Source organism: Vibrio sp. B1ASS3, from assembly GCF_905175355.1.
Lineage (GTDB): Bacteria > Pseudomonadota > Gammaproteobacteria > Enterobacterales > Vibrionaceae > Vibrio > Vibrio owensii.
Genome location: NZ_HG992742.1, coordinates 3,066,107 through 3,091,271 on the forward strand (window position 1 = coordinate 3,066,107; position 25,165 = coordinate 3,091,271).

Annotated in this window: 19 protein-coding genes and 1 pseudogene; 10 read left to right on the forward strand and 10 right to left on the reverse strand. The window is 45.5% G+C overall.

Annotated elements, in window-relative coordinates; genetic code table 11:
* Positions 1-47: 47 nt before the first annotated feature.
* The 6 genes and pseudogenes from KJB05_RS13840 to KJB05_RS13865 form a co-directional block, all read right to left on the reverse strand.
* Complete coding sequence (locus KJB05_RS13840; RefSeq protein ID WP_208444597.1) at positions 48-3,815, reverse strand: cellulose synthase subunit BcsC-related outer membrane protein; 3,768 nt, start codon at positions 3,813-3,815, stop codon at positions 48-50.
* Positions 3,806-4,912 carry a cellulose synthase complex periplasmic endoglucanase BcsZ gene (bcsZ, locus tag KJB05_RS13845; RefSeq protein ID WP_208444596.1) on the reverse strand — a complete coding sequence of 369 codons (1,107 nt, stop codon included), beginning with the start codon at positions 4,910-4,912 and terminating at the stop codon, positions 3,806-3,808. Before bcsZ ends, KJB05_RS13840 begins: the two co-directional genes overlap by 10 nt.
* Positions 4,909-7,200 (reverse strand): cellulose biosynthesis cyclic di-GMP-binding regulatory protein BcsB, encoded by a 2,292-nt coding sequence (gene bcsB / locus KJB05_RS13850; RefSeq protein WP_208444595.1) that lies wholly within the window; start codon positions 7,198-7,200, stop codon positions 4,909-4,911. Before bcsB ends, bcsZ begins: the two co-directional genes overlap by 4 nt.
* Positions 7,190-9,822: pseudogene (bcsA, locus tag KJB05_RS13855) on the reverse strand (UDP-forming cellulose synthase catalytic subunit). Before bcsA ends, bcsB begins: the two are co-directional and overlap by 11 nt.
* A 3-nt stretch (positions 9,823-9,825) precedes the next feature.
* Positions 9,826-10,599, reverse strand: coding sequence for a cellulose biosynthesis protein BcsQ (bcsQ, locus tag KJB05_RS13860; RefSeq protein WP_208444594.1), 774 nt, complete (start codon positions 10,597-10,599; stop codon positions 9,826-9,828).
* Positions 10,596-10,793 carry a hypothetical protein gene (locus KJB05_RS13865; protein ID WP_208444593.1) on the reverse strand — a complete coding sequence of 66 codons (198 nt, stop codon included), beginning with the start codon at positions 10,791-10,793 and terminating at the stop codon, positions 10,596-10,598. Before KJB05_RS13865 ends, bcsQ begins: the two co-directional genes overlap by 4 nt.
* Positions 10,794-11,271: 478 nt before the next feature.
* Here KJB05_RS13865 and bcsE point away from each other — a divergent pair, with 478 nt between their 5' ends.
* The 7 genes from bcsE (at position 11,272) to KJB05_RS13900 (ending at position 16,960) form a co-directional block, all read left to right on the forward strand.
* On the forward strand, positions 11,272-12,855 hold the full coding sequence (gene bcsE, locus KJB05_RS13870; protein WP_208444592.1) for a cellulose biosynthesis protein BcsE: 1,584 nt from the start codon (positions 11,272-11,274) through the stop codon (positions 12,853-12,855).
* Positions 12,852-13,028: a hypothetical protein gene (locus KJB05_RS13875; RefSeq protein ID WP_213053083.1), complete on the forward strand. Its 177-nt coding sequence runs from the start codon at positions 12,852-12,854 to the stop codon at positions 13,026-13,028. Before bcsE ends, KJB05_RS13875 begins: the two co-directional genes overlap by 4 nt.
* Positions 13,028-14,647, forward strand: a complete 1,620-nt coding sequence (bcsG, locus tag KJB05_RS13880; protein WP_208444605.1) for a cellulose biosynthesis protein BcsG — start codon at positions 13,028-13,030, stop codon at positions 14,645-14,647. The genes KJB05_RS13875 and bcsG overlap by 1 nt, the downstream gene beginning before the upstream one ends.
* Before the next feature lie 161 nt (positions 14,648-14,808).
* Positions 14,809-15,723 (forward strand): SPFH domain-containing protein, encoded by a 915-nt coding sequence (locus KJB05_RS13885; RefSeq protein WP_005436910.1) that lies wholly within the window; start codon positions 14,809-14,811, stop codon positions 15,721-15,723.
* A gap of 9 nt (positions 15,724-15,732) precedes the next feature.
* Entirely contained in the window at positions 15,733-16,194 is a 462-nt protein-coding gene (locus KJB05_RS13890; RefSeq protein WP_005436909.1) for an NfeD family protein, read from the forward strand.
* A 331-nt stretch (positions 16,195-16,525) separates the two neighbouring features.
* Positions 16,526-16,705, forward strand: coding sequence for a hypothetical protein (locus KJB05_RS13895; RefSeq protein WP_009707247.1), 180 nt, complete (start codon positions 16,526-16,528; stop codon positions 16,703-16,705).
* A 78-nt stretch (positions 16,706-16,783) separates the two neighbouring features.
* Positions 16,784-16,960 (forward strand): hypothetical protein, encoded by a 177-nt coding sequence (locus KJB05_RS13900; RefSeq protein WP_020197694.1) that lies wholly within the window; start codon positions 16,784-16,786, stop codon positions 16,958-16,960.
* Between the two features lie 77 nt (positions 16,961-17,037).
* Here the strand turns inward: KJB05_RS13900 and KJB05_RS13905 are convergent, their stop codons facing one another.
* The 4 genes from KJB05_RS13905 to zipA form a co-directional block, all read right to left on the reverse strand.
* On the reverse strand, positions 17,038-17,400 hold the full coding sequence (locus tag KJB05_RS13905; protein ID WP_208444591.1) for a DUF2799 domain-containing protein: 363 nt from the start codon (positions 17,398-17,400) through the stop codon (positions 17,038-17,040).
* Positions 17,401-17,481: 81 nt separating this feature from the next.
* Positions 17,482-18,867 carry a multidrug transporter gene (locus KJB05_RS13910; protein ID WP_208444590.1) on the reverse strand — a complete coding sequence of 462 codons (1,386 nt, stop codon included), beginning with the start codon at positions 18,865-18,867 and terminating at the stop codon, positions 17,482-17,484.
* Positions 18,868-19,378: 511 nt separating this feature from the next.
* Entirely contained in the window at positions 19,379-21,391 is a 2,013-nt protein-coding gene (gene ligA / locus KJB05_RS13915; RefSeq protein WP_208444589.1) for an NAD-dependent DNA ligase LigA, read from the reverse strand.
* Between the two features lie 88 nt (positions 21,392-21,479).
* The gene (gene zipA / locus KJB05_RS13920) at positions 21,480-22,436 is read right to left on the reverse strand and encodes a cell division protein ZipA (RefSeq protein ID WP_208444588.1); all 957 of its coding nucleotides are present in this window, start codon (positions 22,434-22,436) and stop codon (positions 21,480-21,482) included.
* A 250-nt stretch (positions 22,437-22,686) separates the two neighbouring features.
* Here zipA and cysZ point away from each other — a divergent pair, with 250 nt between their 5' ends.
* From cysZ to KJB05_RS13935, 3 genes are all read left to right on the forward strand, one after another.
* The gene (cysZ, locus tag KJB05_RS13925; protein ID WP_009707253.1) at positions 22,687-23,427 is read left to right on the forward strand and encodes a sulfate transporter CysZ; all 741 of its coding nucleotides are present in this window, start codon (positions 22,687-22,689) and stop codon (positions 23,425-23,427) included.
* Between the two features lie 167 nt (positions 23,428-23,594).
* Entirely contained in the window at positions 23,595-24,563 is a 969-nt protein-coding gene (gene cysK / locus KJB05_RS13930) for a cysteine synthase A (protein WP_208444587.1), read from the forward strand.
* A gap of 298 nt (positions 24,564-24,861) precedes the next feature.
* Positions 24,862-25,119 carry an HPr family phosphocarrier protein gene (locus KJB05_RS13935; protein WP_005436894.1) on the forward strand — a complete coding sequence of 86 codons (258 nt, stop codon included), beginning with the start codon at positions 24,862-24,864 and terminating at the stop codon, positions 25,117-25,119.
* Positions 25,120-25,165: the final 46 nt, after the last annotated feature.

A 25,165-nucleotide genomic window follows, 5' to 3' on the forward strand; every position in this document is an offset into this window, starting at 1 on the left:
TGTTGTTTCTACCATTCCTGCAATACTCGTTGCGAGAGAGACTGGTACTAAAAATCACTGTACAGCGTAGGTACCGCAGGTGGGTATTCAATCGGCTGCCAGCGGTCATTGAAGGTGTATTTTCCGTACAGCATGAAATGGTTTGGCGTATAAAACTCTGAACGCTGTAGATCCACCAGCGCACCGATATACCAACGTTTACTCACTCGTTTCTCAACGGCTGCTTGCAGCGAAGCACCAAAACCGCCACCGCGCTCAGAACTATCACTAGAAGATAAATAAGGCGCATCTTCTTCTGTCCATGAGTTAGAAATGGAAGCACTCAATTGATACGACCATGTGCTGTCGTAGCGACCGTAATAGTTGACTGGCAATGACACAGAGAAATAGCTTTGCGGGCTGTAGTAGCCACCATGACCAAGTGTGTATTCACCCAAGTTCTTGTCATAGTCGAGGTACATCAAGTTGGTGCCAATGCTCAGGCGCTGATCATCCGTTGCGATCAGTTTGTAGTAAGCCCCACCAAGCACACCGAGGCGAGTGTTGTCTTCAACGTTTTCACCCGTCAGTGCATGGTATTGCAGGCTGCTCCAAAAACCGTAAGGGCCACCTATATCCCAGCTCGAATTGAGCTTAACGCCTGTTCGAACTACACCACCCCATTTTTTGCCTTGAGGATCACTGGTTCCACTCGGTACTGTCATTCCAGCGTAAGAGAGTGTGCTGCTAGTTTCAGGTCGACGCGACGCTTCTGCTGTCCACCCAAAGTCCCCGAGATCACCATCCACACTGATCCCGCCTACCCAAGTAGTATGGTCAAAACCAATCGGTGTAGTGCCGATATCCACTTGCCAATCTTTGGCTTGCCAACCCACACCAAGCGCCATACCCGATGCATCATTTTGAACCGTTGTTGTAGTTGGGAAGTTTTTAGGATCCTTCTCGTAGTAATCTAACTCACCCGAATCGATAGACACGTAATCCGCTCTCAGCAACAGATGCCCATCGAGTGATTCAATCGGAATACGCGCTTCGATTGGCACTTGGTTAGATGAGTTACGCCCATCGCGGGCACTGTAATCCCAACCAATGAGTACATGACCATCACTGCGATCATGGAGCGTATCGATGTCCGACTTAACATTGCGCGTTAACCAGTAGTCATCGGCTGTGTCATACAACTCACGCAAAGTAAGCGTCTCTAGACTTGCTTCATCTGGTTTTGCACTTTTTTCAATTCGATCACTGTTCAGTGCCTGACGTCCGCGCTCCTCCGCTAACGTCCATTGCTGATAGTCCATCGCAATAGACATGCTGTTTCGATACGCCAGAGCGTCAGCGTCCTGTGTATCATCGAGCAAGCGGTTCAGGGTGTTCGCATCATTGCGGTAACCAAGTTGATTGAATACCGAAGCAACCGTCATCAGCTGAGCAGCATTCAGCGCGTCACGCTTCTTATTCAAGATCAGATGTAAGTCGTGATAGGTTGCCTCATCTCCACTCTGTGCGCTAGCTTGCAGCAACCCCACCTGAGCTTGCGTCTTGAATGGTTCAGGTTTTGATGAGATACGTTCATACAAAGCCATTGCTCGCTCTGGTTGTTGATTCACGAGTAACAAATCCGCTTGCGCTAAAGTACGACGTGTTTTGAGTTCATCAAATTGCAGCGCTTCAGAGGCACTGACTGACTGCTGGTCTTTACTCAACGCCAAGCCTTCGTACCATTGGTCGAAATCGTCAAACTGATTCAAGCTCACCATCATACTGCCGTAAGCGAGTTTTTCGTCGGTAGTCCATTTGCTTGAGGGGCGAACACTCTGATAAATACGCTGCGCTTCATCGACCTTTTCAATCTCTACCCAAGCCCTCACAAGCCTTGCTAGAGGTTGAACTTGCCCAGCATATTGAGACTCAAGCGAAGTCAACATGGTAGTGACAGCCTTCGGTGAGGCCTGATAACGCGCGGGTAAATCTTGTAAATCAGCATTGAGCTTTAAGCGTGTGAGGTTACGCTCCATGGCAGGGGTAACTTCGCGCTTCGGCACACTCTCTAACTCAGAAATCGCCGCATCGACTTTAAAATCTTGAGCGAGATACAAGGCATACGCGAACTTCATTTCCGGATCAGTGCTGTTCGTCGCCCATTCAGACATCAGTTTGTCGGCACGACGTTTATCACCCATAGAGCGAACAACATCAGCAATATCCAGCCTCAACCATGGCGATGTTGGTTTTAGCTCAATCAATTCTTCCACTGCAGATTGCATACCTGCTTGGTCATCTTTCGCTATCGCAATGCGCAATCTCGCTAGAATGATCTCAGATTGAATGCCATTGATTTTCTCAGACACCACCTGTTTTTGTGCTGGAGAAAAGCGCTGTGCAAGCGAAGCCGCGCCTGCCCAATCCTGCTGCTCAATACGAACATCGAGTCGTCCACGCAATGCTGAGCCATTCAGCGCTTCAAGCCTTAGAGCTTGGATATAAGCTTTATCTGCCGCGGCATAATTCTTTTGTGCTAAGTAAAGTGCCCCCAAAGAGGTAAAAGCATAAGGCTGGGTTTTATCGGATTGAATGGCTTTACGGTAAAGGCTTTCAGCTTGTTTAAACTGCCCTTTCTCAGCTAGCGCATCACCTTGGTCCAAATAAGCCCAATATTGCGAGGTTTCAATCAAAGTGGCCCATTTAGAAGCACTATCTGGGTCTTTGTCTAGCTGCTGTGCACGTTCAAAGTACTCAAGCGCCTTTTGTTGCTGACCTTTACGCAGATAGACCTTGCCCATGCCACCCAATATTTCTGGGTCGTTCGGACGCGTCGTCATCGCATACCGCAACTGCTTCTCAGCTTGCAAGGTTTTGTCTTCATCCAGCAGTTTGAGACCTTTCAATTTGGCAAGATAGGTTGGGTCTTTACGCAGATTTTGCTCGGTTGCCCAGCGCTTCTTCGCGCCTTGGTTAGCTCGTTGTATCTCAAGATCTGATGGATAGTAACTCGCTAAAATCGCGTATTGTTGAACCACTTGTTCTGAGATAGGCAGTTGATCGAGAGCACGCAACCAAGATGTCGCCGCACTGCTGCCAATGACTGGCGCTAAAGCGAGCTTTTTGTAGGTATCCAAAATCCATGGGTCAGCTGGATTCTCTTTGCGGATATGATTCGCCAATGCGAGTTGAAACTGAGGCACACCCGGGTAATCTGCATTTAAGCGCTCTAAACCTTGTTTTACCGCCTGCCAACTTCCATCAAGATTGCTTTGCAGCTGAAGAAACTCTAACTGCAAGGCGGCAGAAGGCATGCCGTTTGGAAAAATGACTTTATACGCTTGGATAGCTTCTTCGTAACGGCCAGATTTAGCAAGCAGCTTAGCTCGTTGGTAATCGCTTTTCTTATCTCCTTGAAGAGACATGATGGCAGCCAAGTCTTTGGCTTGTGGAGAATTTGGCGATTGTTTAGTTAAACGCTGAAACGTCTGCTTCGCCAGCTCAGGTTGTTTACGCTTTAAGTACATATTGGCTTGGTAATACAAGCCAATCGGGTTGCCTTCCTCAATCGCAAACAAACGCTCTAACGTACTTTCAACAATGTCGTCGCGTCCTATTGCATCCGCCAGTTTCAGTTGTTCAACCAGCCACTCCACCGAGTTTACCCGAGCAAGAGGCGTCGAGAACTGAACCGTTTCAACTGGTTGGTATACTGCGGCTAACTGCGCTTTGCTAAGCGGTTTTGAGCTAAAACTTTGAGCATAAACAGGAGCAATCCCGCTCGCCATCATGGCCAGCGAGATCAACCATGAAGCACGTCTTGCTATTGGCATTGCTCGCTCCATGCAGGCAACAGTTCACCTTGTTTGCCAAAGCGGTAGCGCGCCTGATGCCAGCCTAGGCCAAACAAACTCAAAACATTGTCGTAGTAATAGTCGTTTCTGTCCGAGATAAGTTCTTGCTGCGCTCGGCTTGCTTGTGCTTTGAGCAGCTCAGACTCACCAGACGCCGCCAACAAAGGCAAAGCAGCGGCAGAAAATCCTGCACTGCCAACTTGAGTGTATTCACCCGTTTCTGTATTCACTTCTCGTGGTGGTGCGCCGAGCGCTTTAGTCGCTGCGACAAAAGGCTGCATTTGCTGAATCAGCTGAGCTTTTTCTACGACTTGGTCATCAAGCATACCCGCCCATAAGTAGGTACGAATGGCGTTGTAGCTGCCAATTGGCCCAGTCACCGAATCAGCACTGTACTGACCTTGGCTGAGCGTTGCCCAATCAGGACTGAAACCTTTTGGCATGGTTTGCGTTAGTATTTGCGAGCTTGCTTTATACATGCCATCCCATGAATACTGCGGATACAGAGCTTCCATTCGGGCAATCAGCTGTAACGGTACATAGCTCGGGTTCACACGGTAGCGATCACCAAACTCAAACCCTGTTGGTGCAGGCAGTAACACGGTGCCCACACCGTCAATGGTCACAGTCTCTTCTCGTAGAATACGACTAGCAAGCAGATGACCAAGCGATTGGTAGTAATAGTTATCCCACAGTCGACCCGCTTCTACTAAAGCGTAAGCAATCCAAAGGTCGGAATCCGATGCTGCATTGGTATCTAACACACCAAAACTGCCGTTCTCTTTTCTGCCCCATAACCAAGCTGGCAATCTTGCCGTAAGGTCGCCACCAGCTAAATGTACTTGAGTCCAGTTTAATACTTCGGCAAAGGCTTTTTGATCATTGGCAACCAAAGCAAAGAACAGCGCATAGGACTGGCCTTCCGACGTTGTGATCATGCGTTCATCGCTTCCATCCACGACTCGACCTTGTTCGATGTAAACCGACTTAAATGTGTCCCATTGCGGCCAGTCACAGGTGTTTGCCCACAGTTGAGGAGAAGTCAGTAGCATGATAAGTGCAATCAGCTTTTTCATTCCTCTTCCTCCTCAGTCTTCTCTAGACGTTTTGCAGCAACCTGACGCAGAACACGCCAAAGCACAATAGTCACGCTCACCATCAATAGCGCAGCGAAGCATGCCACGATGATTGGGTGATTTGAGAAGTGGAACCACACTAATTGCCACACTGGTAGCTCCCCCACAAAGTAGTGAGAACCAACGTTATAGCTCGCGACTTCATCGTTTCTTAGCGTTACCACAGAGCCAAACATATGCTCCACTTTGCCCGAATCTGCGAGAGCTTCATCAACCGTAGCAAAATCGGCAGGATGAGCAGCCATGATAGACACTAAACTGCGATTATTTGTGTAAGGTGATTCCATACCATAAATCGCAGCAAAGGAGCCGCCAGCTTCCACCGACACATAATCAGCCGGCACTTGGTTAGCATCGCTTGGGTTCATCCAGTTCATACCAAGCTGCTGTTCATTCTTGCTCGGTAGACGAATTTGGCGCTCGCCTGCTTCAACCACTAGATTCACTTGGTCTGGGTCGTTCGCCGCTTCTTCTAATGAACGTACCACACCAATGCTCAAGATATCTTTGTCTTTTAGCGCTTGTGCATCCCACTTATCGGTCAACAACACTTGGATACCTGGGTAGCCTGAATCGCCCCCCAAAGAGCCCATCACATTCAAGAAGGTTTGCAGGGCTTCCTTTGGTGCGTTTTTTGGCACCACAACAGCGGTTTCGGACAGATCCGCCATGCGTGTGTACGGGAAACCAGACGTTGCAAACGCACGCATGTTTGGCATTTCGATGTAATGCGGGAAGCCGCTAAAGTCGATCATCGAGTCGCCATCAACCACTGCATATTGCTTACTTGGTTGAGTCACCTGACACAAGCCATCAGTGACAGAGGCAAAGCCAAATTCAAAATCGATCTGGTTTTTGCTGCCCACTTTGAATGCAGGAATACGTACACGGTCGTCGCTGCTCAGAATGTTGTCATCCAACAATGGCACACGGACGCGGTTAGAGTCGCCGCCTTGACCCGCAGTGGTCAAGTTAAAGGCTTCGATGAACTGGTCGTTAATGCTCAATGTCAGACGGGAGCCAGAATGGTCTTCCGTCGGCGGTGAGTAACGGTAGTTCAGATCCATTGGAATACCGCGGCTCTGCCAAGTAAACAGATCTGGCGGCAAACGTAGGCTCACGCTGATAGGCGGTGGTGTGCGACCTTCCACTTGCAGCATGCTCTTTTGCTCAACCAATTCAGACAACGCAACCGGGCGATCTGTGCTCACCCAGTTTGGCGCATCGTAAGGCACGCGAGGTTTGATTTGCTTCACCTCGTTGATCTTGGCAATGGGTCCGGTGAGAATTTGGTTACCCAATGCCAAGCCTCGTACCGCGGTGTTTAGGTCAGCACTATCACGACCAATCACCAGCAATAACTTCACGTATGGGTCGGTTGGGTGGGTAATCACCTGTACACGCGGGCCATCCGTATCTGGGAAGTCTTTTAGGAATTCAGGTTTGTTGTCGTTGGTGATAAACACCACGGCGTTGCGCTCTGGCAAAGTGTCGAAACTCAGAGGGAACTGTGCACCGCGCCAAGCCGCTAAAGAGCCGAAGTAGGAACTCAAAACACCCGCGACTTTCACTTCGTCTAAGTCATATTTATCGCCCATCACGACAGGCAGATTAAGTTGGCTAAAGTCACGAACATCAAAGAAAGGCGCTGGCAGTAAGCTCAAGTCGCTTTCTAGTTGCGTTTTTTGCACAAACATTTCGATGCGGCTGCTTTGGCTGATCTCAGCCCAAATACTGGAATCATTCGGGTTGGCACAGTCTTTTTGGGTATTGCCAATCAGCTCAAAGCGAATTTGGTTGTAGTTACTGAAGTAACGCGTATCCAGCGGCATAGAAAGACTGAGCTTTTTACCCTGCTGGCCATCAACGATAGACGCCACGCCCATCAACTCGTTGTTCAAATACACTTTGACGTGCGATACCAAGGCAAGTAACGCTGGCGAAGGCGTAATATCAAAGTACAACGTGGCTTTTGAAACCACCTCATCAAGGCGAGAGCCAAAGCCGACATAAGCGTTCGCTTCACTGCCTTGAATCGCAATTGAGCCGCTGTAGCCCAATTGAGTAAATGGAACGACTCGCTTAAAGACGGTGGCATTTTCCGCGTCTTGCTGCTGAGCTTGGGGTTCCGACAATTGCTGTTTTACTTCTTGTGCCGCGAGACTGCCCGACATACACATCAGAGTGATTGCCGTCGTCAACGCTGTTAGTTTTTTATTATTTAGCATGACTTGTGGTCCTGATTGGGACATAGCGAGGTCGAAGTGACCAAATAAATTCGATACAAAATAAAAGTGCATCCACACTGACCACGACAAATTTCGGGCAGTGTTGTAGCAAGCGCTTGTATCCATTAAAGCCGACTTGTAGAACGGCTTGCATACTCGATAGTGGCTTATCTGCTTGATAGCCTTGTTGCCATTTCGCCCATGTATCTGCTCGTGCAAATGTGCATTGGACGTATTGGATTTGTTGTTGATGCGACAATTCATTGAGTTGCATACCGAAAATGCCCTTATGAGCATAGGCAACCGTCATCGGGAACACGAATTCTTGTCCACCACGATTCAGAATCACTTCAAGTGACTGACCGAGTAAGTACTGGCAAGTCTGTTCGTCAACGCCATCAATTTCGATGCGGACGCCCCCTAATGAAAAGTCTTTCATCTGAGCTTGAATCAAATGCCCAGAATGCAATCTCACCGCAACAGGAATTGCCACCTCCACGCGGTGATCTTTTCGTACCTGTTTGGCTTCTACCGCAACCGCGACCGCTGCACCTAAGATCAGCAAGTTGTACATCGTCCATACTAAGTTCACGATAACAGTGCCGACCTCATCCTGGGGCCCCACCCCATTCGATACAGGCCCACGGCAAAACCAAGAATATTCAGTGCCACGAGCACCAAATACGGTCGAGAGATCACCCAGTCGTAATGCGATTTTTCAACTAAGCCCCCTTTCGCCGTTACATTGAATGTCCCTTTATGAGGCGCAAACAAAGCGACGGTGGTTGGTCTTGCGATGTACCAAGCAAGCACGGTTTCGTACACTTCTCCCCAGAAGGAGTAACGATAGTCACCCTGCATGCGTGAGTTGGTCATACTGGCGTGGATCATGTGCGGCAAAACGTACAGGATGATCGCCAATGCTGGTGCGTAAATGACGTAAGAGTGCAGCAATAAAAACGCCAGAGGTGCAATCAAAAAAACAATACGCGGTATACCGGATAAGAAATGCAGCATGGCATTGACGTAACAAAGCCGCTGCGACAACTTCAGCCCTTTACCGGTGAGCGGGTTGTCGACCCTGAAGATCTGCGCCATGCCCCTCGCCCAGCGAATACGTTGCCCTACGTGTGCCGATAAGGTTTCTGTCGCTAAACCCGCTGATATTGGCTGCTTAAGGTAAGCAGAGCGATAGCCCAATCGGTGCATGCGCAGTGACGTATGTGCGTCTTCCGTTACGGTTTCAACTGCAATACCACCCACTTCTTCAAGCGGTTCACGGCGCAAAATGGCGCACGAACCACAGAAGAAAGTCGCGTCCCACAAATCGTTACCATCTTGAATCAACCCATAAAACAAGTTGCCTTCATTAGGCACATTACGGAAGTTCGATAGGTTACGTTCAAACGGATCCGGAGAGAAGAAGTGGTGCGGAGTTTGAATCAGCGCCAGCTTCGGATCTTTGAGGAACATCCCCATCGTAAGCTGGAAGAATGCTCGAGTTGGAATGTGGTCACAGTCGAAGATCGCCACAAACTCACCATCCGTCTGCTTTAACGCATAGTTGATGTTACCGGCTTTGGCGTGCTCGTTAGTCGGCCTGCGAATGTAGTTAACCCCAACACTCTTTGCGAAGTCACGGAAGCTGTCTCGTTTACCATCATCGAGAATGTGAATTTTCAATTTGTCTTTTGGCCAGTCCACACCCATTGAGGCGTACACCGTCGCTTTAACCACATCGAGATCTTCGTTGTAAGTCGGAATCATCAAGTCGATGGTTGGCCAAGTCGATTGATCTTGTGGCATCGAAACTGGCTTACGGTTAAGCGGCCATATATTCTGGAAGTAACCCAGCATCAACACGATCCAAGAATAGGTTTCTGCCAAAAGCAAAATACCCCCTAAGATCAGTGCAATAGGATCGTCCCAGTTTAAGGTTGATGAGTAACGCCACCAGAGATAACGGCAAGATGCTGTCACCGAAAGAATGATGAGCAACATGGTCGGAAAGCGCCCCGGCATGCGTCGCACCATCATGGCAAGTGCCCACAATAAAAGCACAAATACAGTCTGTGCCTGATAGCCGAATGGCACGGTAAAACAGAGCAATGCGAGCAACACCACGAGGAACAGCAATGCATAGTTCAATACCATCGTAGACTTGCTGGCTTTCATGCGTTCACGAACTTCAGGATCTTTAACTTGGTTGGCCGTTTGCTCTAACCAACGAACACTTTTCGCCACCAGTTCAAACGGCAAGTAAAAAGCATTGCGGATTTTCTCAGCAAGATGCATCACGACAGCACTGGCTTGATGAGACCAAGCAGACGCCACACTTTGCTTAAAACACAGTAACCAAACGCTCTGGACAACAAATCGAATCGGGTCAAACAAGCGAGGAGCGGCATAGTTAACTTGTGGGAAATAGACCAGAGGCAGCTTCCAAGAGGGAACACCAGAAATCACAGGTTTTAGGAAAACAAAGCTCAATGAAAACCAAACAGAAAGCACAATGTTGCCCAACCAATTGGTTTTGCACTCCCAAGCTTGCTCATACGCCTGCTTGTGCGACTGAAATCGATCGACTATCCAGCTTTGGAAGATAAGGTTGAGACTACGCATGCACTAGCCCTGAGAAGTTGCAGCAGCAAGCGTTGAAACGCACCAAAATGCCAAAGACTGGTAATCTTTCGCTGCTTGGCTCGTCGGAGAGTAATGCTGAACAGTCGTCAAGTTGGCGGCGCATTCAGCCAATGCCGTATCACGGTGCATGAGAACAGGCACTAACGACGCTTGCAGTTCCTTCTTAAACACCAGCATGAAGTCTCGACCAATCTCAGTCTCAGGCTGATATTGATTAAGAATGTAACGCAACTTACCAGACTCAACTAGGTTGCTGATTTGAGACGAGTGTCTAAGCGCCGTTTGTAACGCTGCGTAGTTCATTGCATCAGCGTTAATAACCACAAACACCATGTCCATCGACTCAACAAACGCGTTCATTTCTGGAGTCATGAGGTAAGACATATCACCATGGAACAACTGCCATTGCTCTGCATCTGTGACTTGCAACGTTGATCGACCAAGCGCTTGAAGGTATTGATAAGATTGCGCGAACTGCCCCTTTTGGTTGGCATCCAAGTCACCAAATGGCAGCAACAGAGCGCCTTGCGGGCTTTGATACCCGGCCTCTACCCAAGCATCGCCAGACAACACACGTGCAGCCCACCCGTCTCGCTCTTCATAAGGAAGGCCAAGATGAAGGCGTAACAGATTCTCAGGCACTGCGTCGATCGCGAGAACCTGCTTGTTAATTTTGACTAAAGCTTGAGCCAAGTTTGCGGTTATCGTGGTTGCTCCACACCCGCCCCTCAGGCTAACAAAAAGAAGGCGCTTCATATCGCTTCCGTTTCAAGACCTGCTTGTTTGTTTTTGATCCCAGTTCCACGGTCTTTGGTCGATTGGGATTGAAAAACCAACCATTTACTTTTCACATTGAGATACGACTCGTTTTCTGTCGTCTCAACATATTGATGCTGAGTTAAGTCATATGAAGAGTAGATCGAATTAATGTCTTTTGCTGGCTCTGTCACGACATCTTTCCACGTTACCCACGCATCTGATAAAGCGCTAAGACACTCCTATCTTGCTTAAAATTTTATCAAATACGATGCTGAAAATTTGACGCACCTAACCCGTGCATCACATATTTATAGAATGAGAAAAAATGTGAACAACCTAAGTCATTGATCACATGATTATTAAATTCCTAAATGATGTTTGGCTTCAGAAACTGAGATTATGAAGATGAGTTGTAATTATCCGTTTACGACATATAAGAAAAAATTATAGTCAAACTATAAACGCATTAGTTTGCAAATGCATAATTTTAAACTTATAAACATCAAGGTGGATAATGCTATATCTAATTTTATTTTTGATCAATTTCGTTTAATATCTTCGCGTCATTTTATTGTCACATTGACATTTTTTTCTGTAACGTTTTACATACAGCGGCAGCTTAAAGACAAAGAAAAATGAACATAACCAACTGATTAAAAGGCTATTTTGATGTCATTAATAAACGGTTTATCCGCAATTACCAGTGCACGAGAAAATCGATCTGTATACGTCAATTTATTTTCTCACAAACACATGACAATCGAGTTCTTAATTAGTGCATCAAGCCAAAATTACAACACTTCACTTACAAGCTTCACCAATAAAGAAACTTTCCTTTCCGGTCTAAACCGCGAAGCATCACAAAAATTCAATGACTTATCTGATAGTTACCTTGATAAGATCTACTTCATAAGTAATAAAAGTCAAAAAAAGAAGTTAGACCCAATCAATCTCGCCAAAGACATTCATAAAATAAATATTAGTAAGAACTCTAACTATATTTTGTTTATTCCCGACTCGATTTTATCTCACTGCAGCGACAAAGATGTAGGCATATTCCTAAGAACAATAAATGAATTCGCCCATAAAAAATCGCTCATTATCAATATATGTATCTATGGTCATTTGGCGACATCGATACTTAAGCCTAAGTTGTTGACGAATAATCAATACCTTGCTGGTCTAGCGACGATGAGCGCATTAGATGAAACACGATACAGTTACTTTGTCGACTTTTGGTCCAGCAAACATGGGGTGAAATCAGAAGAGGAATACATCCTATCTTTTGATGAGAACGGCCACTTGCTCGCGACACCATATGAAAAGTTGCAAACGAACGGCGTTACAGAAGACAAAGCCGATAGCGAACGACTTTACATAACAAAAGAAGCTCTGGGTGACAGCACAAAAGTGCCAAAAGGAATGCACCTAGCAGAAAATAACCAACAGCTATTGGAGATGTTAGATAGCCCCAGAGCCTCAACGATCGTTTTCAACTGTTCAAGCCAGAGCGAAGTGCAACAGTTGGCATTGGATTGCTACCGACTTCGCACGAAAGCAGGCAGACAACTCAAGCTCGTGATCAGAGAAACACAACAATGTTTACGATACGCGGATGAAAAGTTTTTGCTTCGCGCTGGTGTAAATCTGATTTCACCGGTGCAAGTGCCTCAGATGCGCTTTATGACTCAGGTGGAAGCTATACAAGGACAAATGCTGACACGTGCATTGCCTCAAAGCTTAGAGGCCTTACTAAAGTACGACGTTAAATTTGGCAGCAAAGGCTACCTGCATAACAGAGACTTCAGTCAATACTGTACGGATGTGATCGCCAGTTCGAGCCGTTCTAATGTCAACTTTGCTCTGATTAAGTTGAATTTGCTGCCAGGAATGAGCCCTGAAGAATGCCTTCGTCTGTGCCACATCCGACGAGATGGTGATGTCGTCACCGCGTGTAACAAAGCACTGTATGTTTTGTTCAGTGCTATCCGTCATAACGACATTGATGTTGCACTCAACAATATTTTCGAGTTTCCACCTCGAGATTTGTTTCACTCAACGCGCACCTTCGATACCCATTACGACATCGAAGCTGAACTAAAATACATCCTAGAGGATGAAGTCAGCATCTCCGAGGAGGTATCAAGCTTGACCACGGAGAAACAGATTTTCGCGGTAACGAAAAAGCCTATGAGCGAGGTTCCTGCTTTGTTCGCAGTAAAAAAAGCCATCAACATTAAGGAGCAGGAATGAACATTGATGACTTTATACTCACCGTAGGCATTAGCCTTTGCGTAGGATTAGTCCTTGGCTACTTTCTGCGTGATGCAGTCAGCGCGATAAAGCGACTCTACAATAGATACTTAAAACGCGCGCAATACTTTGAACAAGATCTTTCTGTAAACAAAAACAAGAAGCTTAAGTGATGACTTCACACTCTAAACAGCCCGCTCAGTTCACAATTGGATTGGGTTGGTGGAACATTTATTTTATTGCCAAAGTTGCCCTCTTCCTCCAAGGGATCATCGATTTCCATCCGCTAGAAAACTTTGCGCTCTTGCTCTTTATTCTGTTACCTGTGCCAGTAAGAGCATTGAATGTCCTGCGGCATGTTATCTCAGTGATCATCGCTGCATGGCTACTGCATTATGACTCTTTCTTACCTCCGTTAGAGCGATTATGGGCTCAGGCGGGTCAGTTGATGCAGTTTGAGTTTAGCTATCTTGTCGAACTCATGGGACGCTTCATCTCTGTGCAAGCATTGCTTGGGTTGTTTGCTTTGTGCGCAGCATATTTCATCCTGAGTAAGTTTTTACGCGTTTCTGTATTCGTTGTCATCGCGATGATTTACGTCAGCATTCCAAAAACGCCACAGGGTTCAGTCACCGTTGAGACAACTCAACCTGCGCCACCAGCAACTACGGAAGTGGCGAAAACAACACAACCTCAAGTCACAGAAATCAACGAAGAGTCACTCAACAGTATGACAGCAGATTTCTTTGCGAAAGAAGCGTCACGACGAGTCTCATTCAGCCCTGATAGTGCACAAGATGCTCCGTTTGATTTGCTGTTCTTGAGCATCTGTTCCGTCGCTTGGGATGACATTGAGATTGCTGGTATGGCTGATCACCCGTTGTTCAAAGAGTTTGATGTCATGTTTGATAACTTCAGCGCGGCGACATCCTACAGCGGGCCTGCCGTTGTTAGACTGCTGAGAGCGAGCTGTGGTCAACAAGAGCACAGTAAATTGTTCGAGCCTGCTCCAAAGCAATGTTACTTGTTCGATAATCTGAAAGATCTCGGCTTCAACGAAAATCTGTTGATGAACCACAACGGTGTGTTCGATAGCTTCTTAGAACTGATCAAAAAAGATGGCGACCTAAAAACGAACTTGATGTCTCAAGAAGGATTCAAGCCTTATCAAAAATCATTTGATGGCTCGTCAATCTTCCGTGACAAACAGGTGCTTGATGATTGGTGGCAACAACGGATCAAAAGCGATGATGAGAAAGTCGTTGCGTTGTATAACACCATCTCATTGCATGATGGTAACCGCATCATCAATGCCAATTCGACAACGTCTATGGTGAGTTACAAGAAACGCCTAAAGAACCTTCTTGATGATCTTTATTCGTTCTTCCAAGAGCTTAAAGCCTCCAAACGCAATATCGTTGTTGCTTTGGTGCCAGAGCATGGCGCTGGTATGCGAGGAGATAGAATGCAGATTTCAGGCATGCGTGAGATTCCGGCACCAACGATCGTTCACACTCCTGTCGGAATTAAAGTCTTCGGCGAAGGTATCCAACGCCAAGGCGATACTAAGCACGTTAAAGCGCCATCAAGCTATTTAGCGCTATCCCAATTGGTATCGAATATTCTTGAGCAAAACATTTATGAGAAGAAATCCTTTAGTCCGGATGAGTTAGCAGGAAACCTACCTGAAACACAAGTGGTCGCGCAGAACTCTGGCTCAACGGTGATTGAAGTAAATGGTAAGTACTACGTCTCGTTAGATGGTTCAAGTTGGATTGAATATCCTAAGTAAAGCTCGACGTAGAGTAACAACCTGAAATTAAAGTGAATAAAGGCTGGGAATTTCCGGCCTTTATTTTGTCTGGAATTTATCAAACCTCTCATTTCTACGATTGTTTCATAGGCCCAAATGAGTAAAAATGAATCAATACTATGCACTTAAGGGAATAGCACATGCCAATTGACTCATTGATCACCATCGGTATTTTCGTTGCTCTAGCCATCATCCTCCTCGCGTCTGCGATTAAAACCGTTCCTCAAGGCAACAACTGGACAGTTGAACGCTTTGGGCGCTACACCCACACTCTTAAACCAGGTTTGAACTTAATCATTCCGTTTGTCGATAGAATCGGTCAGAAGATCAATATGATGGAGCGAGTTCTCGACATTCCAGCTCAAGAAGTCATTTCTAAAGATAATGCGAATGTCGTTATCGACGCAGTCGGCTTTGTACAAGTTATCGACGCTGCCAAAGCAGCCTATGAAGTAAACGACCTAGAGCATGCTATTCGTAACCTTACGTTGACTAACATCCGCACCGTACTTGGTTCAATGGAGCTGGACGAAATGCTCAGCCAACGTGACATGATCAACACCAAGCTTCTCTCTATTGTTGACCAAGCGACTAACCCTTGGGGTGTTAAAGTGACACGTATTGAGATTAAAGACGTTCAGCCACCCGCAGATCTGACTGCAGCGATGAATGCCCAGATGAAAGCAGAACGTAATAAACGTGCAGAAATCTTAGAAGCTGAAGGTGTGCGCCAAGCCGAAATCTTACGCGCTGAAGGTCAAAAACAATCCGAGATCTTAAAAGCGGAAGGTGAAAAGCAATCTGCGATCTTACATGCAGAAGCTCGCGAACGTGCGGCGCAAGCGGAAGCAAAAGCAACTTACATGGTGTCAGAAGCCATTGCTAAAGGTGATGTCAAAGCAGTGAACTACTTTATTGCTCAGGGCTACACTGAGGCATTGAAAAGTATCGGCCAAGCAGAAAACGGTAAGATTATCATGTTACCGATTGAAGCAACTGGACTCATGGGCTCCGTTGCTGGTATCGCAGAGATGTTCAAACAAAGTAAAGACTAAGGTCTACTTATGGATTTATTTAGCCTATTGGAAGGCGTTACGTTCTGGCATTGGATTGCGTTTGGTTTTGCTTTGCTAGCGATCGAGCTACTCGGCACTGCTGGCTATTTCTTATGGCTTGGCATATCAGCGCTTATCGTTGGAACCATTTTGTCATTCTTGCCCATCAGTTGGCAGATGCAATGGTTAGCTTTTGCCGCTTTCAGCTTGATGACAACGTGGCTGTGGTGGAGAAAGCAATGGTCGAAAGATCGTAAGAGCGACAGCGCGCGCGATCTTAACCAAAAGCAGAAGCAATTAGTCGGTAGTATCGTGACATTAGATGAAGACTTCACGGTGGGGATGAACCGCTTACGAGTGGCAGATACTACTTGGTCTGCTGAATCAGAACACGATTTACCAGCAGGAACTCGAGTCGAAATTATCGCCGTTGACGGTATTATTCTTAAGATTAAACCGGTTTCTCGCTGACTTGTGTCAAAATAATAGGGTGCAAAGCACCCTATTTCATATCTATTCAAACTACTTCTTTTATTTCATTCACTTATTTAAATTAACCACAAAAATTAAGTGATATAAATATTATCAGCATACTCTCTTTTCCTACTCTTACTCAATTATTCAAATTAAATAATTCAGACACATAGAAAAATATAACTCCTTTTTCGAAATCTAAATTTATTTTAAAAAATAAAACACTGTTGAATTTAATTTTGATCTTTCTAGGTCTCTATACATACTTAACGCATAAGCATGTCAATTAAGTGCTTATATTTTTTTAAGGTAAGTAAGAGGAAGTACTATGAAAAAGACAATGATGTTGTTCGCTGTGGTGTTGTTTTCATCAAGCGTGTTTGCCTACTCAGGCTCAAACGGTAACAGCGCTACAGGGCCTAACGTGCAATGCTATCTACCAGACGGGACTAGCGATTATATGCCAATCGTCTTATGCCAACATCAAAATGGTACGATAAAGAAATAAAACAATTCTAACTTTAAATTTAAAGATCAATTAATTATTCAGCCTAAGCTGAAAATTTAATGAGTGAGAGGATTCACCATGAAAAAGATTGCTGCTTTATTTATCGCGTGCTTTATTTTTGCATCTCCAATTTCTTTAGCACAAAACTCAGCGGGACATGCATTTGGTGCTGGCGTAGATTGCACATTTAGTGATGGTACAGTAAAACACTTACCACGTGAATTATGCACAATGTACGGTGGTACATTTAAATAAGTAACATTATCAATGGTTTTAACGAAGTTTATCTATTTTTACGTTGATAAACTTCGTTGGCCATTAAATGAAAAAACTTAGAACTTGTAGAAGTCAGAACTGATAAATGCATCCCACCCTCTTTGCCATTCCGCTTTGATCATGACTTCTTGAGGCTGACCTGCACATTGGTCAGTATAACGAGTACCTTGGATACCTTTTTCAAACGCTTTGAAAGGATCACAGTACTCCGCTTTACCTGCTTCATAGCCCGCTTTGTAGGATGCTTCGTCAAAAGAAACACTCTCTTTTAAGTTCGCTAAAACATCGTTGTCGTAGCGGTAGCCATTTGAGCCAAAACGTTCACCTTGCCCATACCAATACTCGGCTGGGGTTTTAGGGGCAGTGCTGCAAGCTTGAAGGGAGAATAATACAAATGGAATGATCAGTGCTTTCTTCATGGTTAGCTCCTTGGTCTCTGAGACAAAAAAAGCTGAGCGTATGCTCAGCTTTTTAGACACTATATGGTGTATTCAGTTCGCTTATTTAACTGAGAACGGAATTGCTAGTACTAGCTTGAAATCTTCCTCATCTTGGAACAAGTTAGTGTAACCTGTCCAGTTCGGAGCGTTTGTATCATTGTAGTAGTTAGTGTAGTAGAAGCTGATGTGAGCATCTTTAAGTGCGCCAGCTTGGATTGCGTAGTTTGCAAAGACGCTGTATGCGTACTCGCTAAGGTCATCATAACCTTGAGCAGATGAACCGAAGCCGTATGCACCACTTAGACCAGCACTAAAGCCTTTACCACCGATATCAGAGAAGTCACGAGACACAGAACCAAATACCGCTAGCTCTTCATCGTGGTTAAAGTCAGAACGGTTGTTCCACCAGATTTCGTAAGCACCGTTTGAACCACCGTATTGGCTAGTTAGACGGTAAGACATGTTACCAACGTTTGCTGGGTCACCAGAATCTGCGCCAGTGTATGTCGCTTCAGCACGGTATGAGTACTGACCAGAAGAGAAGCTTGTCAAAAGTGCTAGCTGGTATGCAGTGCTGTCGTACTGTTCGCTATCATCAACGATGTATAGTTGAGGAGACCAGTATAGACCACCTTCTGTTGTACCTTTCACTTTAAAGTGAGCGTTCCAACGGTCACCATCAGATAGACCACCGTATGCTGCATCGAGAGAGATACCGTTGTCTAGAGTGTAACGACCACCTACAGAGTAAAGTGTACCTGCGTCTTCACCCTTAGTTGTTCTGAATTCGTAAGTTTCTTTGAACCACGGTGCTTTGTATTCAGTCGCAACAACCAAACCTAGGTCAACACCACCGATTTTTCCGCCAACTTCACCACCTAGGTAAGTACCAGGAGCGAATGACCAGTTAACACCTAGAGAGCTAGGTACAGATGGTTGGAAGTAACCAAGTTTCGCAGTAGCAGAATCACCTAGTTTGAACTTCGCTGCCGCAGTAGCAAATGAAACGCCGTTGTCTGTACAGTCAGTCCATACATCAGAACATGCACTGTCTTTCGCTTCTTTATCGTATGGGTTGTTTACACCCCAGAAGTTCATTTCGTGGTCTGCACCACCGTTTTGCCACATGTCGAATGTGCTGTAGATAACAACATCAAGACCAGCAACACCGCCAACATAGCCAGAGTTGAAGCCTAGGTTTGCAAAGATAGAACCGTGGTCTAGGTTCGTTACCTTTTTAGTGTCGTTACCATTTGCATCTACATTGCCACGGTCACGAGCACGCATCCAAAAGTTAAGGTTACCGCTGATAGTCGACTCAGAGAAAAACTCTGAAACTGCGCCAGCGTACTCTGGACCTAATGGATCTTCAGCCATTGCTGGAGCAGCAACTACTGCACCCATCATTGCCGCAGAAAGGGCAGATACTTTAAAAAATTTGTCCATGGAAAAAACTCCTAAAAATGGATATAGCTGTATTTTTCTATCTCACCTTAAGTTGGCCGCCGAAGGAGAGAAGTAAATTCCTGAGTGAACCTCAATATTTCTAAATTGGTTCTTTTTAGTTCCTGCATACACACCGTGTATCCACGCTTCTAAGACTAACTTCGCATCTAAAAACATCCAAATGGAACTTATTTTTTTTCTAAAAAAATATGACCAACGCCAAAGTTCCATATAAGTTGTTGATCCAGATCTTATTTTTAACACCAAAGGCACACAAATAGACTAAGCACTTAAAATACAATTACTTAGGGCGAACCAACAAAGCTCAGTTTGAAGTTGATCGCAGACTTTTACCGATAAAAGAAGAATAAGTGAAGGAGAGATCCGGATCACTGAAATCAGGAAAAGGAAGATTTAGGCAGTTATTGAGTGACTTTTTAATTGCAAAGAAAAAGCCCCAACTGACTGGCAATTGGGGCTTTTATATATTTTTTAGCTTTTTTGAGGGGAGTTAATTCATCAAGTTGAGTAAGTCTTGCTCAGTTTGAATCTCAATACCGAGCTCTTGCGCTTTTGCAAGCTTAGAACCAGCGTTCTCACCAGCAAACAGAATGTCTGTTTTCTTCGATACACTACCCGTTACTTTCGCACCTAGGTTCTGTAATGCTTCTTTCGCTTCTGAGCGACCTAGTTGAGAAAGCGTGCCAGTTAATACGACCGTCTTGCCTTCCAATGGTAATTCAACACCTTCTTGTGGTGCTGCAATGTCAGGCCAGTTGATGCCTTGTTCTAGCAAGTCACGAACAACAGCTTGGTTTTTCTCTTCGCCAAAGAAAGTCGTAATGTGTTTTGCCACGATCACACCAATGTCTTGAACTTCAATCAATTGCTCTTCTGTCGCTTGCTGAATCGCATCCAGATTCTTGAAGTGTTGTGCTAGGTTGGCTGCGGTTGCCTCCCCTACTTCACGAATGCCGAGTGAGTACAAAAAGCGTGGCAATGTAGTGAGTTTTGATTTCTCAAGCGCATTGACAACGTTGGTTGCCGATTTCGGCCCCATACGCTCTAGTACGGTTAAGACACCCGCAGAAAGCTTAAATAGATCAGCAGGCGTTTCCACCATCTCACGATCCACTAGCTGCTCAATCACCTTGTCACCCAGGCCGTCTACGTCTAACGCTTTGCGGGAAACAAAATGCTTTAACGCTTCTTTACGTTGTGCCTGACATACTAAGCCACCAGTACAACGTGTTACTGCTTCACCTTCGATACGCTCAACGTGAGAACCACACACCGGACAAGCATCTGGGAAAAGGATTTCACGAGCCGTTTCAGGGCGACGCTCTTTGATAACAGACACCACTTGTGGAATCACGTCGCCAGCACGACGAATCACGACTTGGTCACCGACCATCACTTGCAAACGCTCAATCTCGTCTGCGTTATGAAGCGTAGCGTTAGATACTGTTACACCACCAACAAATACTGGTTCAAGCTTTGCTACTGGAGTAATTGCGCCAGTACGACCAACTTGGAACTCAACTTCGTTCAGCGTGGTGATTTCTTCCTGAGCTGGGAATTTGTATGCAATCGCCCAACGAGGCGCACGAGCAACAAAACCTAATCGCTCTTGAATCGCAATGTCATCCACTTTGATAACGACACCATCAATTTCGTAAGCCAAAGCCTCACGACGAGTAAGAATATCTTGGTAGTATGCTTTAACCTCTTCCAAGCTATCGACACGCTTGGTTTCTGGACACATTGGCAAGCCCCACGATTTGATTTGTAAGAATCGTTCGTAGTGACTGTTAGCAAGGGTTGCCCCCTCCACAACGCCAACACTGTATGCGTAAAAGCTTAGAGGACGTGAAGCCGTGATACGGGAATCTAATTGGCGTAAGCTACCTGCTGCCGCATTACGGGGGTTAACAAAAACTTTCTCGCCTTTTTTTCGTGCGTTCTCGTTAAGTTTGTCAAAACCCGCTTTTGGCATAAACACTTCACCGCGCACTTCTAGACGTGTCGGCCAGTCTTTGCCTTGTAACTTTAATGGAATAGCGCTGATAGTACGTACGTTTTCAGTGATGTTCTCACCCATCGTACCGTCACCACGCGTTGCCGCTTGCACCAAAACGCCGTTTTCATACAGCAGGCTCACAGCTAAGCCATCAAGCTTAGGCTCGCAGCAGTATTGTTTAATGGTATGGCCAACGACACGGTCTTGAGCACGTTTATGAAAACCATCCAGTTCAGCATCATCAAACGCGTTGTCCAAAGACAGCATTGGCACTTCGTGAGTGACTTGGCTGAATTCAGACAGTGGCTGACCACCAACACGTTGGCTTGGAGAGTCAACAGTCACCAACTCTGGGTGCTCGGCTTCAATATCCAATAGTTCACGCATCATACGGTCGTATTCTGCGTCTGGAATCTCTGGGTTATCTTCCACGTAGTAACGAACAGCGTGGTAATGCAACGACTCTTTTAATTCTTCTAGTCGCTGAAGTACTGATTCAGACATATTAAAGCCCCGTGTATATTGTTCAATGAGGTTGGGAATCTAAGAAAAAGGGCTCCTAACGGAGCCCTATCATTATTTGGTGTTAAGGTTATGCGCTAGCAGCATTAAACTCAACTATTTGACGTCGATATGAGGCCAATCGATCTGGTGTCATCAAGTTACGTTGATCATCCAAAACGTTACCGCCCATGTCGTCAGCGATTTGTTGTGCAATACGCAGCATAAGGTTGAAGTTTTGGTCTGCTTCACCATAACAAGGTAGCGTCATAAAGAACGAAATACCTTTAGTGCTGAATTCAGCTGGGTCGCCGTGTTCTAGCGTACCTGGATGCATCATGTTGGCCACGCTAAACAGCACTTTACCATTGCCTGATAAATCAACATGACGATGGAAGATATTCATCTCACCATAAATCAATCCATTTTGCTGCATGCTATCGAACAGTTTAGTGCCGATGAAAGGCTCATCGCCAGCGCAATGAACATTCAACACAATCACTTGCATTTCAGGTTCTGGTTTTGGCTCTTCAATCACTTCTTCAGCCATTACCGGTATCGCCTCGACTTCTGGCATAACTGGCGCTTCTGGTACTTCAGGAGCTTCAAAGACTGGTTCAATAATTTCTTCTTCAACAACCGACGACTGTACTGGCTCTTGCAGAACAGGTTCTAATTCGTCTTCGGTTTTCTTCGTTGCGACAAAAGCAGGGATTTCGCGCTCTTCTTTGTGTTCTTTTTCTCTAACATCAAGAACATCATCGATCAGTGGATCAGAGGCAAATTTGTTGTCGAAAGAACTTTCCATCCCAAAGTCAGGCTCTTTACGATCTTTGCGGATGATTTCGAAATCGTCTTCTGGAACAGGAGCGATTTCACGCTCTTGATCTAGGGAGTCTTTACCCTCTTGGTCAACGTCCAACTTACCAAGCGGCTTGTTACCAAATTTCGCTTTGCCTTCTTTTTTGCTTGTCCACAAACCATGAAATAGCAATGCGGCGATGGCTAATGCGCCAACAACAATGAGTACGAATCGCAATTCCTGCATTATTTACTCTCAATCTACTTGTTCTTACTACTCGCACATCCTTGAGCAGTAACCCAAGTGCAATAAATCCGAATGATGCTTTTACTTTACCAAAACTATATGTAGGTTTAGAACAACTTAATGCAAGAAGTTCCGCTTTTTGTTGTGATTCTTGCCACGATTCCACTTTACAAGACCCAAATTGTTAGGGCATTGAAAGAAAAGCATCCACAGGTACAATGAGTTTTCACTTACAAGAAACAAAATGGATATGAAGTCGAATAATCAGCCTAGAACCGGATTCGGTTACTTCCTATACGGAATTCAAATAGCTCTCTCCCCAGAGATCCGACGTTTTGTCGTCTTGCCGCTGCTTGCCAACATTTTGCTTGTTGGGGGCGCTATCTTCTATTTATTTTCCCATCTCGATGTTTGGATTGAGAATTGGATTGGTAAGCTGCCAGAGTTCCTCTCATGGCTTACCTACATCTTATGGCCGATATTGGTATTGACCATTCTGGCCACGTTCTCCTACTTCTTTAGTACATTAGCTAACTTCATCGCCGCGCCTTTTAATGGGTTGTTGGCAGAGAAAGTAGAAGAGTCTCTTACAGGACAAAAAGTCAATGATGACGGCTTTGCGGCACTCATCAAGGATGTACCTCGCGTGATGGCCCGTGAATGGCGCAAACTACTTTACGTGTTACCAAAAGCGATAGGCTTGTTTTTACTCTTGCTCATCCCAGCATTAGGTCAAACCGTTGGACCTTTTCTATGGTTTATTTTCACCGCATGGATGCTAGCGATTCAATATTGTGACTATCCATTTGATAACCACAAAGTCCCTTTCAACGACATGCGTTACAAATTGAAACAAAAGCAAGGTAAGGCCTATGGGTTTGGTGTGCTGGTTTCTGTATTCACGACTATCCCAATTCTCAATCTTATCGTTATGCCTGTTGCTGTCTGTGGCGCAACCGCGATGTGGGTTACCGAATTTAAGCATCAATAATAGGTGGCTTTTTAAACCAATTGAGGAGGACGAATGTGCCTCCTCAGTTATTTTGCGGATTTCTTGACCAACCTCATAAGATATAACTTTTTAATCCTTTTCCCTTTTTTTTATACCGCATATTCTTCTATCCATATTCACAAAACGTGTAATGAAGGAACATCACTATGAGCAAGATCTACGAAGACAACTCTCTTACCATTGGTAATACTCCTCTAGTTCGCCTAAACAAAGTGAGCGAGGGTAAAGTTCTAGCGAAAATCGAAGCGCGCAACCCAAGCTTCAGCGTTAAGTGCCGTATTGGTGCAAACATGATTTGGGAAGCTGAAAAAGCAGGTACGCTCAAGCCAGGTGTTGAGCTAGTAGAGCCAACCAGTGGTAACACAGGTGTTGCACTTGCATTCGTAGCAGCAGCTCGCGGTTACAAGCTAACACTGACGATGCCTGAATCAATGAGCCTTGAGCGTCGTAAACTTCTTAAAGCGCTAGGTGCAAACCTAGAACTAACAGAAGCAGCAAAAGGCATGAAAGGCGCGATTGCGAAAGCCGAGGAAATCGTAGCAAGCAACCCAGACAAATACCTGCTTCTACAACAGTTCAACAACCCTGCAAACCCAGAGATTCATGAGAAGACAACGGGCCCTGAAATTTGGGAAGCAACAGACGGTGAAATCGACGTATTCGTAGCAGGTGTTGGTACGGGCGGTACTATCACTGGTACAAGCCGTTACATCAAAGGTGAAAAAGGCAAAGCCATCACTTCTGTGGCAGTAGAGCCAGCTGAATCACCAGTGATTGCACAAGCGCTAGCAGGCGAAGAAATCCAACCTGCTCCTCACAAAATCCAAGGTATCGGTGCTGGTTTCATCCCTGGGAACTTAGATTTAGAACTTCTAGACCGTGTTGAGCAAGTAACGTCTGAAGAAGCGATTGAGATGGCTCGTCGCCTAATGGAAGAAGAAGGTATCCTAGCGGGTATTTCTTCAGGTGCAGCAGTTGTTGCGGCAAACCGCCTTGCAGAACTACCTGAATTTGAAGGAAAAACGATTGTAACGGTTCTTCCAAGCTCTGGTGAACGTTACCTAAGTACGGCACTATTTGCCGGCATCTTTACCGAGAAAGAGAACCAACAGTAATATGTGGTCAAATCAATTTTTCGTTTAAAAAAGCCCCGTTCAGGGGCTTTTTTGTTGATCCCTGCCCCACCTTTGGTAATATCAGGGTGTTTTATTTTTAGGTTCAAAATAAAGAATCTAAACCAAAAAGGTTTCAGAGTGATTACGCACGCAAACAGTTGCGCAATCACCAAACTTTTGACTAGTATCAGTTCTGACACGCTTTGAACTCTCCCGTGCTAGCGCACAAGGTGTAAAGCAGTTAAGCTAAAACTCAGTCACAAACTAACAAAAAAATACATTTATTGGGGTATATCACATGTACGAGAAGCAAGTAGAAATCACAGCAGAAAACGGTCTTCACACTCGTCCAGCTGCACAGTTCGTTAAAGAAGCTAAAGCATTCGACGCGGACATCACTGTGACTTCTAACGGTAAAAGCGCTAGCGCTAAGAGCCTATTCAAGCTACAAACACTAGGCCTAGTAAAAGGTACTCTAGTTACTATCTCAGCTGAAGGCCCACAAGCTCAGCAAGCAGTTGACCACCTAGTTGCTCTAATGGACCAACTACACTAATTCGGTCTCCTATTTCAGAAGCCATTTTGTGAAAGCAAAATGGCTT

Bases quoted from the DNA above. Each gene is read 5' to 3' on its own strand.
- bcsB (WP_208444595.1), bottom strand. From the start codon at position 7,200: ATGCTAAATAATAAAAAACTAACAGCGTTGACGACGGCAATCACTCTG.
- KJB05_RS13890 (WP_005436909.1), top strand. From the start codon at position 15,733: ATGGATTTATTTAGCCTATTGGAAGGCGTTACGTTCTGGCATTGGATT.
- bcsZ (WP_208444596.1), bottom strand. From the start codon at position 4,912: ATGAAAAAGCTGATTGCACTTATCATGCTACTGACTTCTCCTCAACTG.
- ligA (WP_208444589.1), bottom strand. From the start codon at position 21,391: ATGTCTGAATCAGTACTTCAGCGACTAGAAGAATTAAAAGAGTCGTTG.
- KJB05_RS13840 (WP_208444597.1), bottom strand. From the start codon at position 3,815: ATGCCAATAGCAAGACGTGCTTCATGGTTGATCTCGCTGGCCATGATG.
- KJB05_RS13905 (WP_208444591.1), bottom strand. From the start codon at position 17,400: ATGAAGAAAGCACTGATCATTCCATTTGTATTATTCTCCCTTCAAGCT.
- bcsE (WP_208444592.1), top strand. From the start codon at position 11,272: ATGTCATTAATAAACGGTTTATCCGCAATTACCAGTGCACGAGAAAAT.
- KJB05_RS13895 (WP_009707247.1), top strand. From the start codon at position 16,526: ATGAAAAAGACAATGATGTTGTTCGCTGTGGTGTTGTTTTCATCAAGC.
- KJB05_RS13900 (WP_020197694.1), top strand. From the start codon at position 16,784: ATGAAAAAGATTGCTGCTTTATTTATCGCGTGCTTTATTTTTGCATCT.
- cysZ (WP_009707253.1), top strand. From the start codon at position 22,687: ATGAAGTCGAATAATCAGCCTAGAACCGGATTCGGTTACTTCCTATAC.
- zipA (WP_208444588.1), bottom strand. From the start codon at position 22,436: ATGCAGGAATTGCGATTCGTACTCATTGTTGTTGGCGCATTAGCCATC.
- KJB05_RS13910 (WP_208444590.1), bottom strand. From the start codon at position 18,867: ATGGACAAATTTTTTAAAGTATCTGCCCTTTCTGCGGCAATGATGGGT.
- KJB05_RS13935 (WP_005436894.1), top strand. From the start codon at position 24,862: ATGTACGAGAAGCAAGTAGAAATCACAGCAGAAAACGGTCTTCACACT.
- bcsG (WP_208444605.1), top strand. From the start codon at position 13,028: ATGACTTCACACTCTAAACAGCCCGCTCAGTTCACAATTGGATTGGGT.
- cysK (WP_208444587.1), top strand. From the start codon at position 23,595: ATGAGCAAGATCTACGAAGACAACTCTCTTACCATTGGTAATACTCCT.
- KJB05_RS13885 (WP_005436910.1), top strand. From the start codon at position 14,809: ATGCCAATTGACTCATTGATCACCATCGGTATTTTCGTTGCTCTAGCC.
- bcsQ (WP_208444594.1), bottom strand. From the start codon at position 10,599: ATGAAGCGCCTTCTTTTTGTTAGCCTGAGGGGCGGGTGTGGAGCAACC.
- KJB05_RS13875 (WP_213053083.1), top strand. From the start codon at position 12,852: ATGAACATTGATGACTTTATACTCACCGTAGGCATTAGCCTTTGCGTA.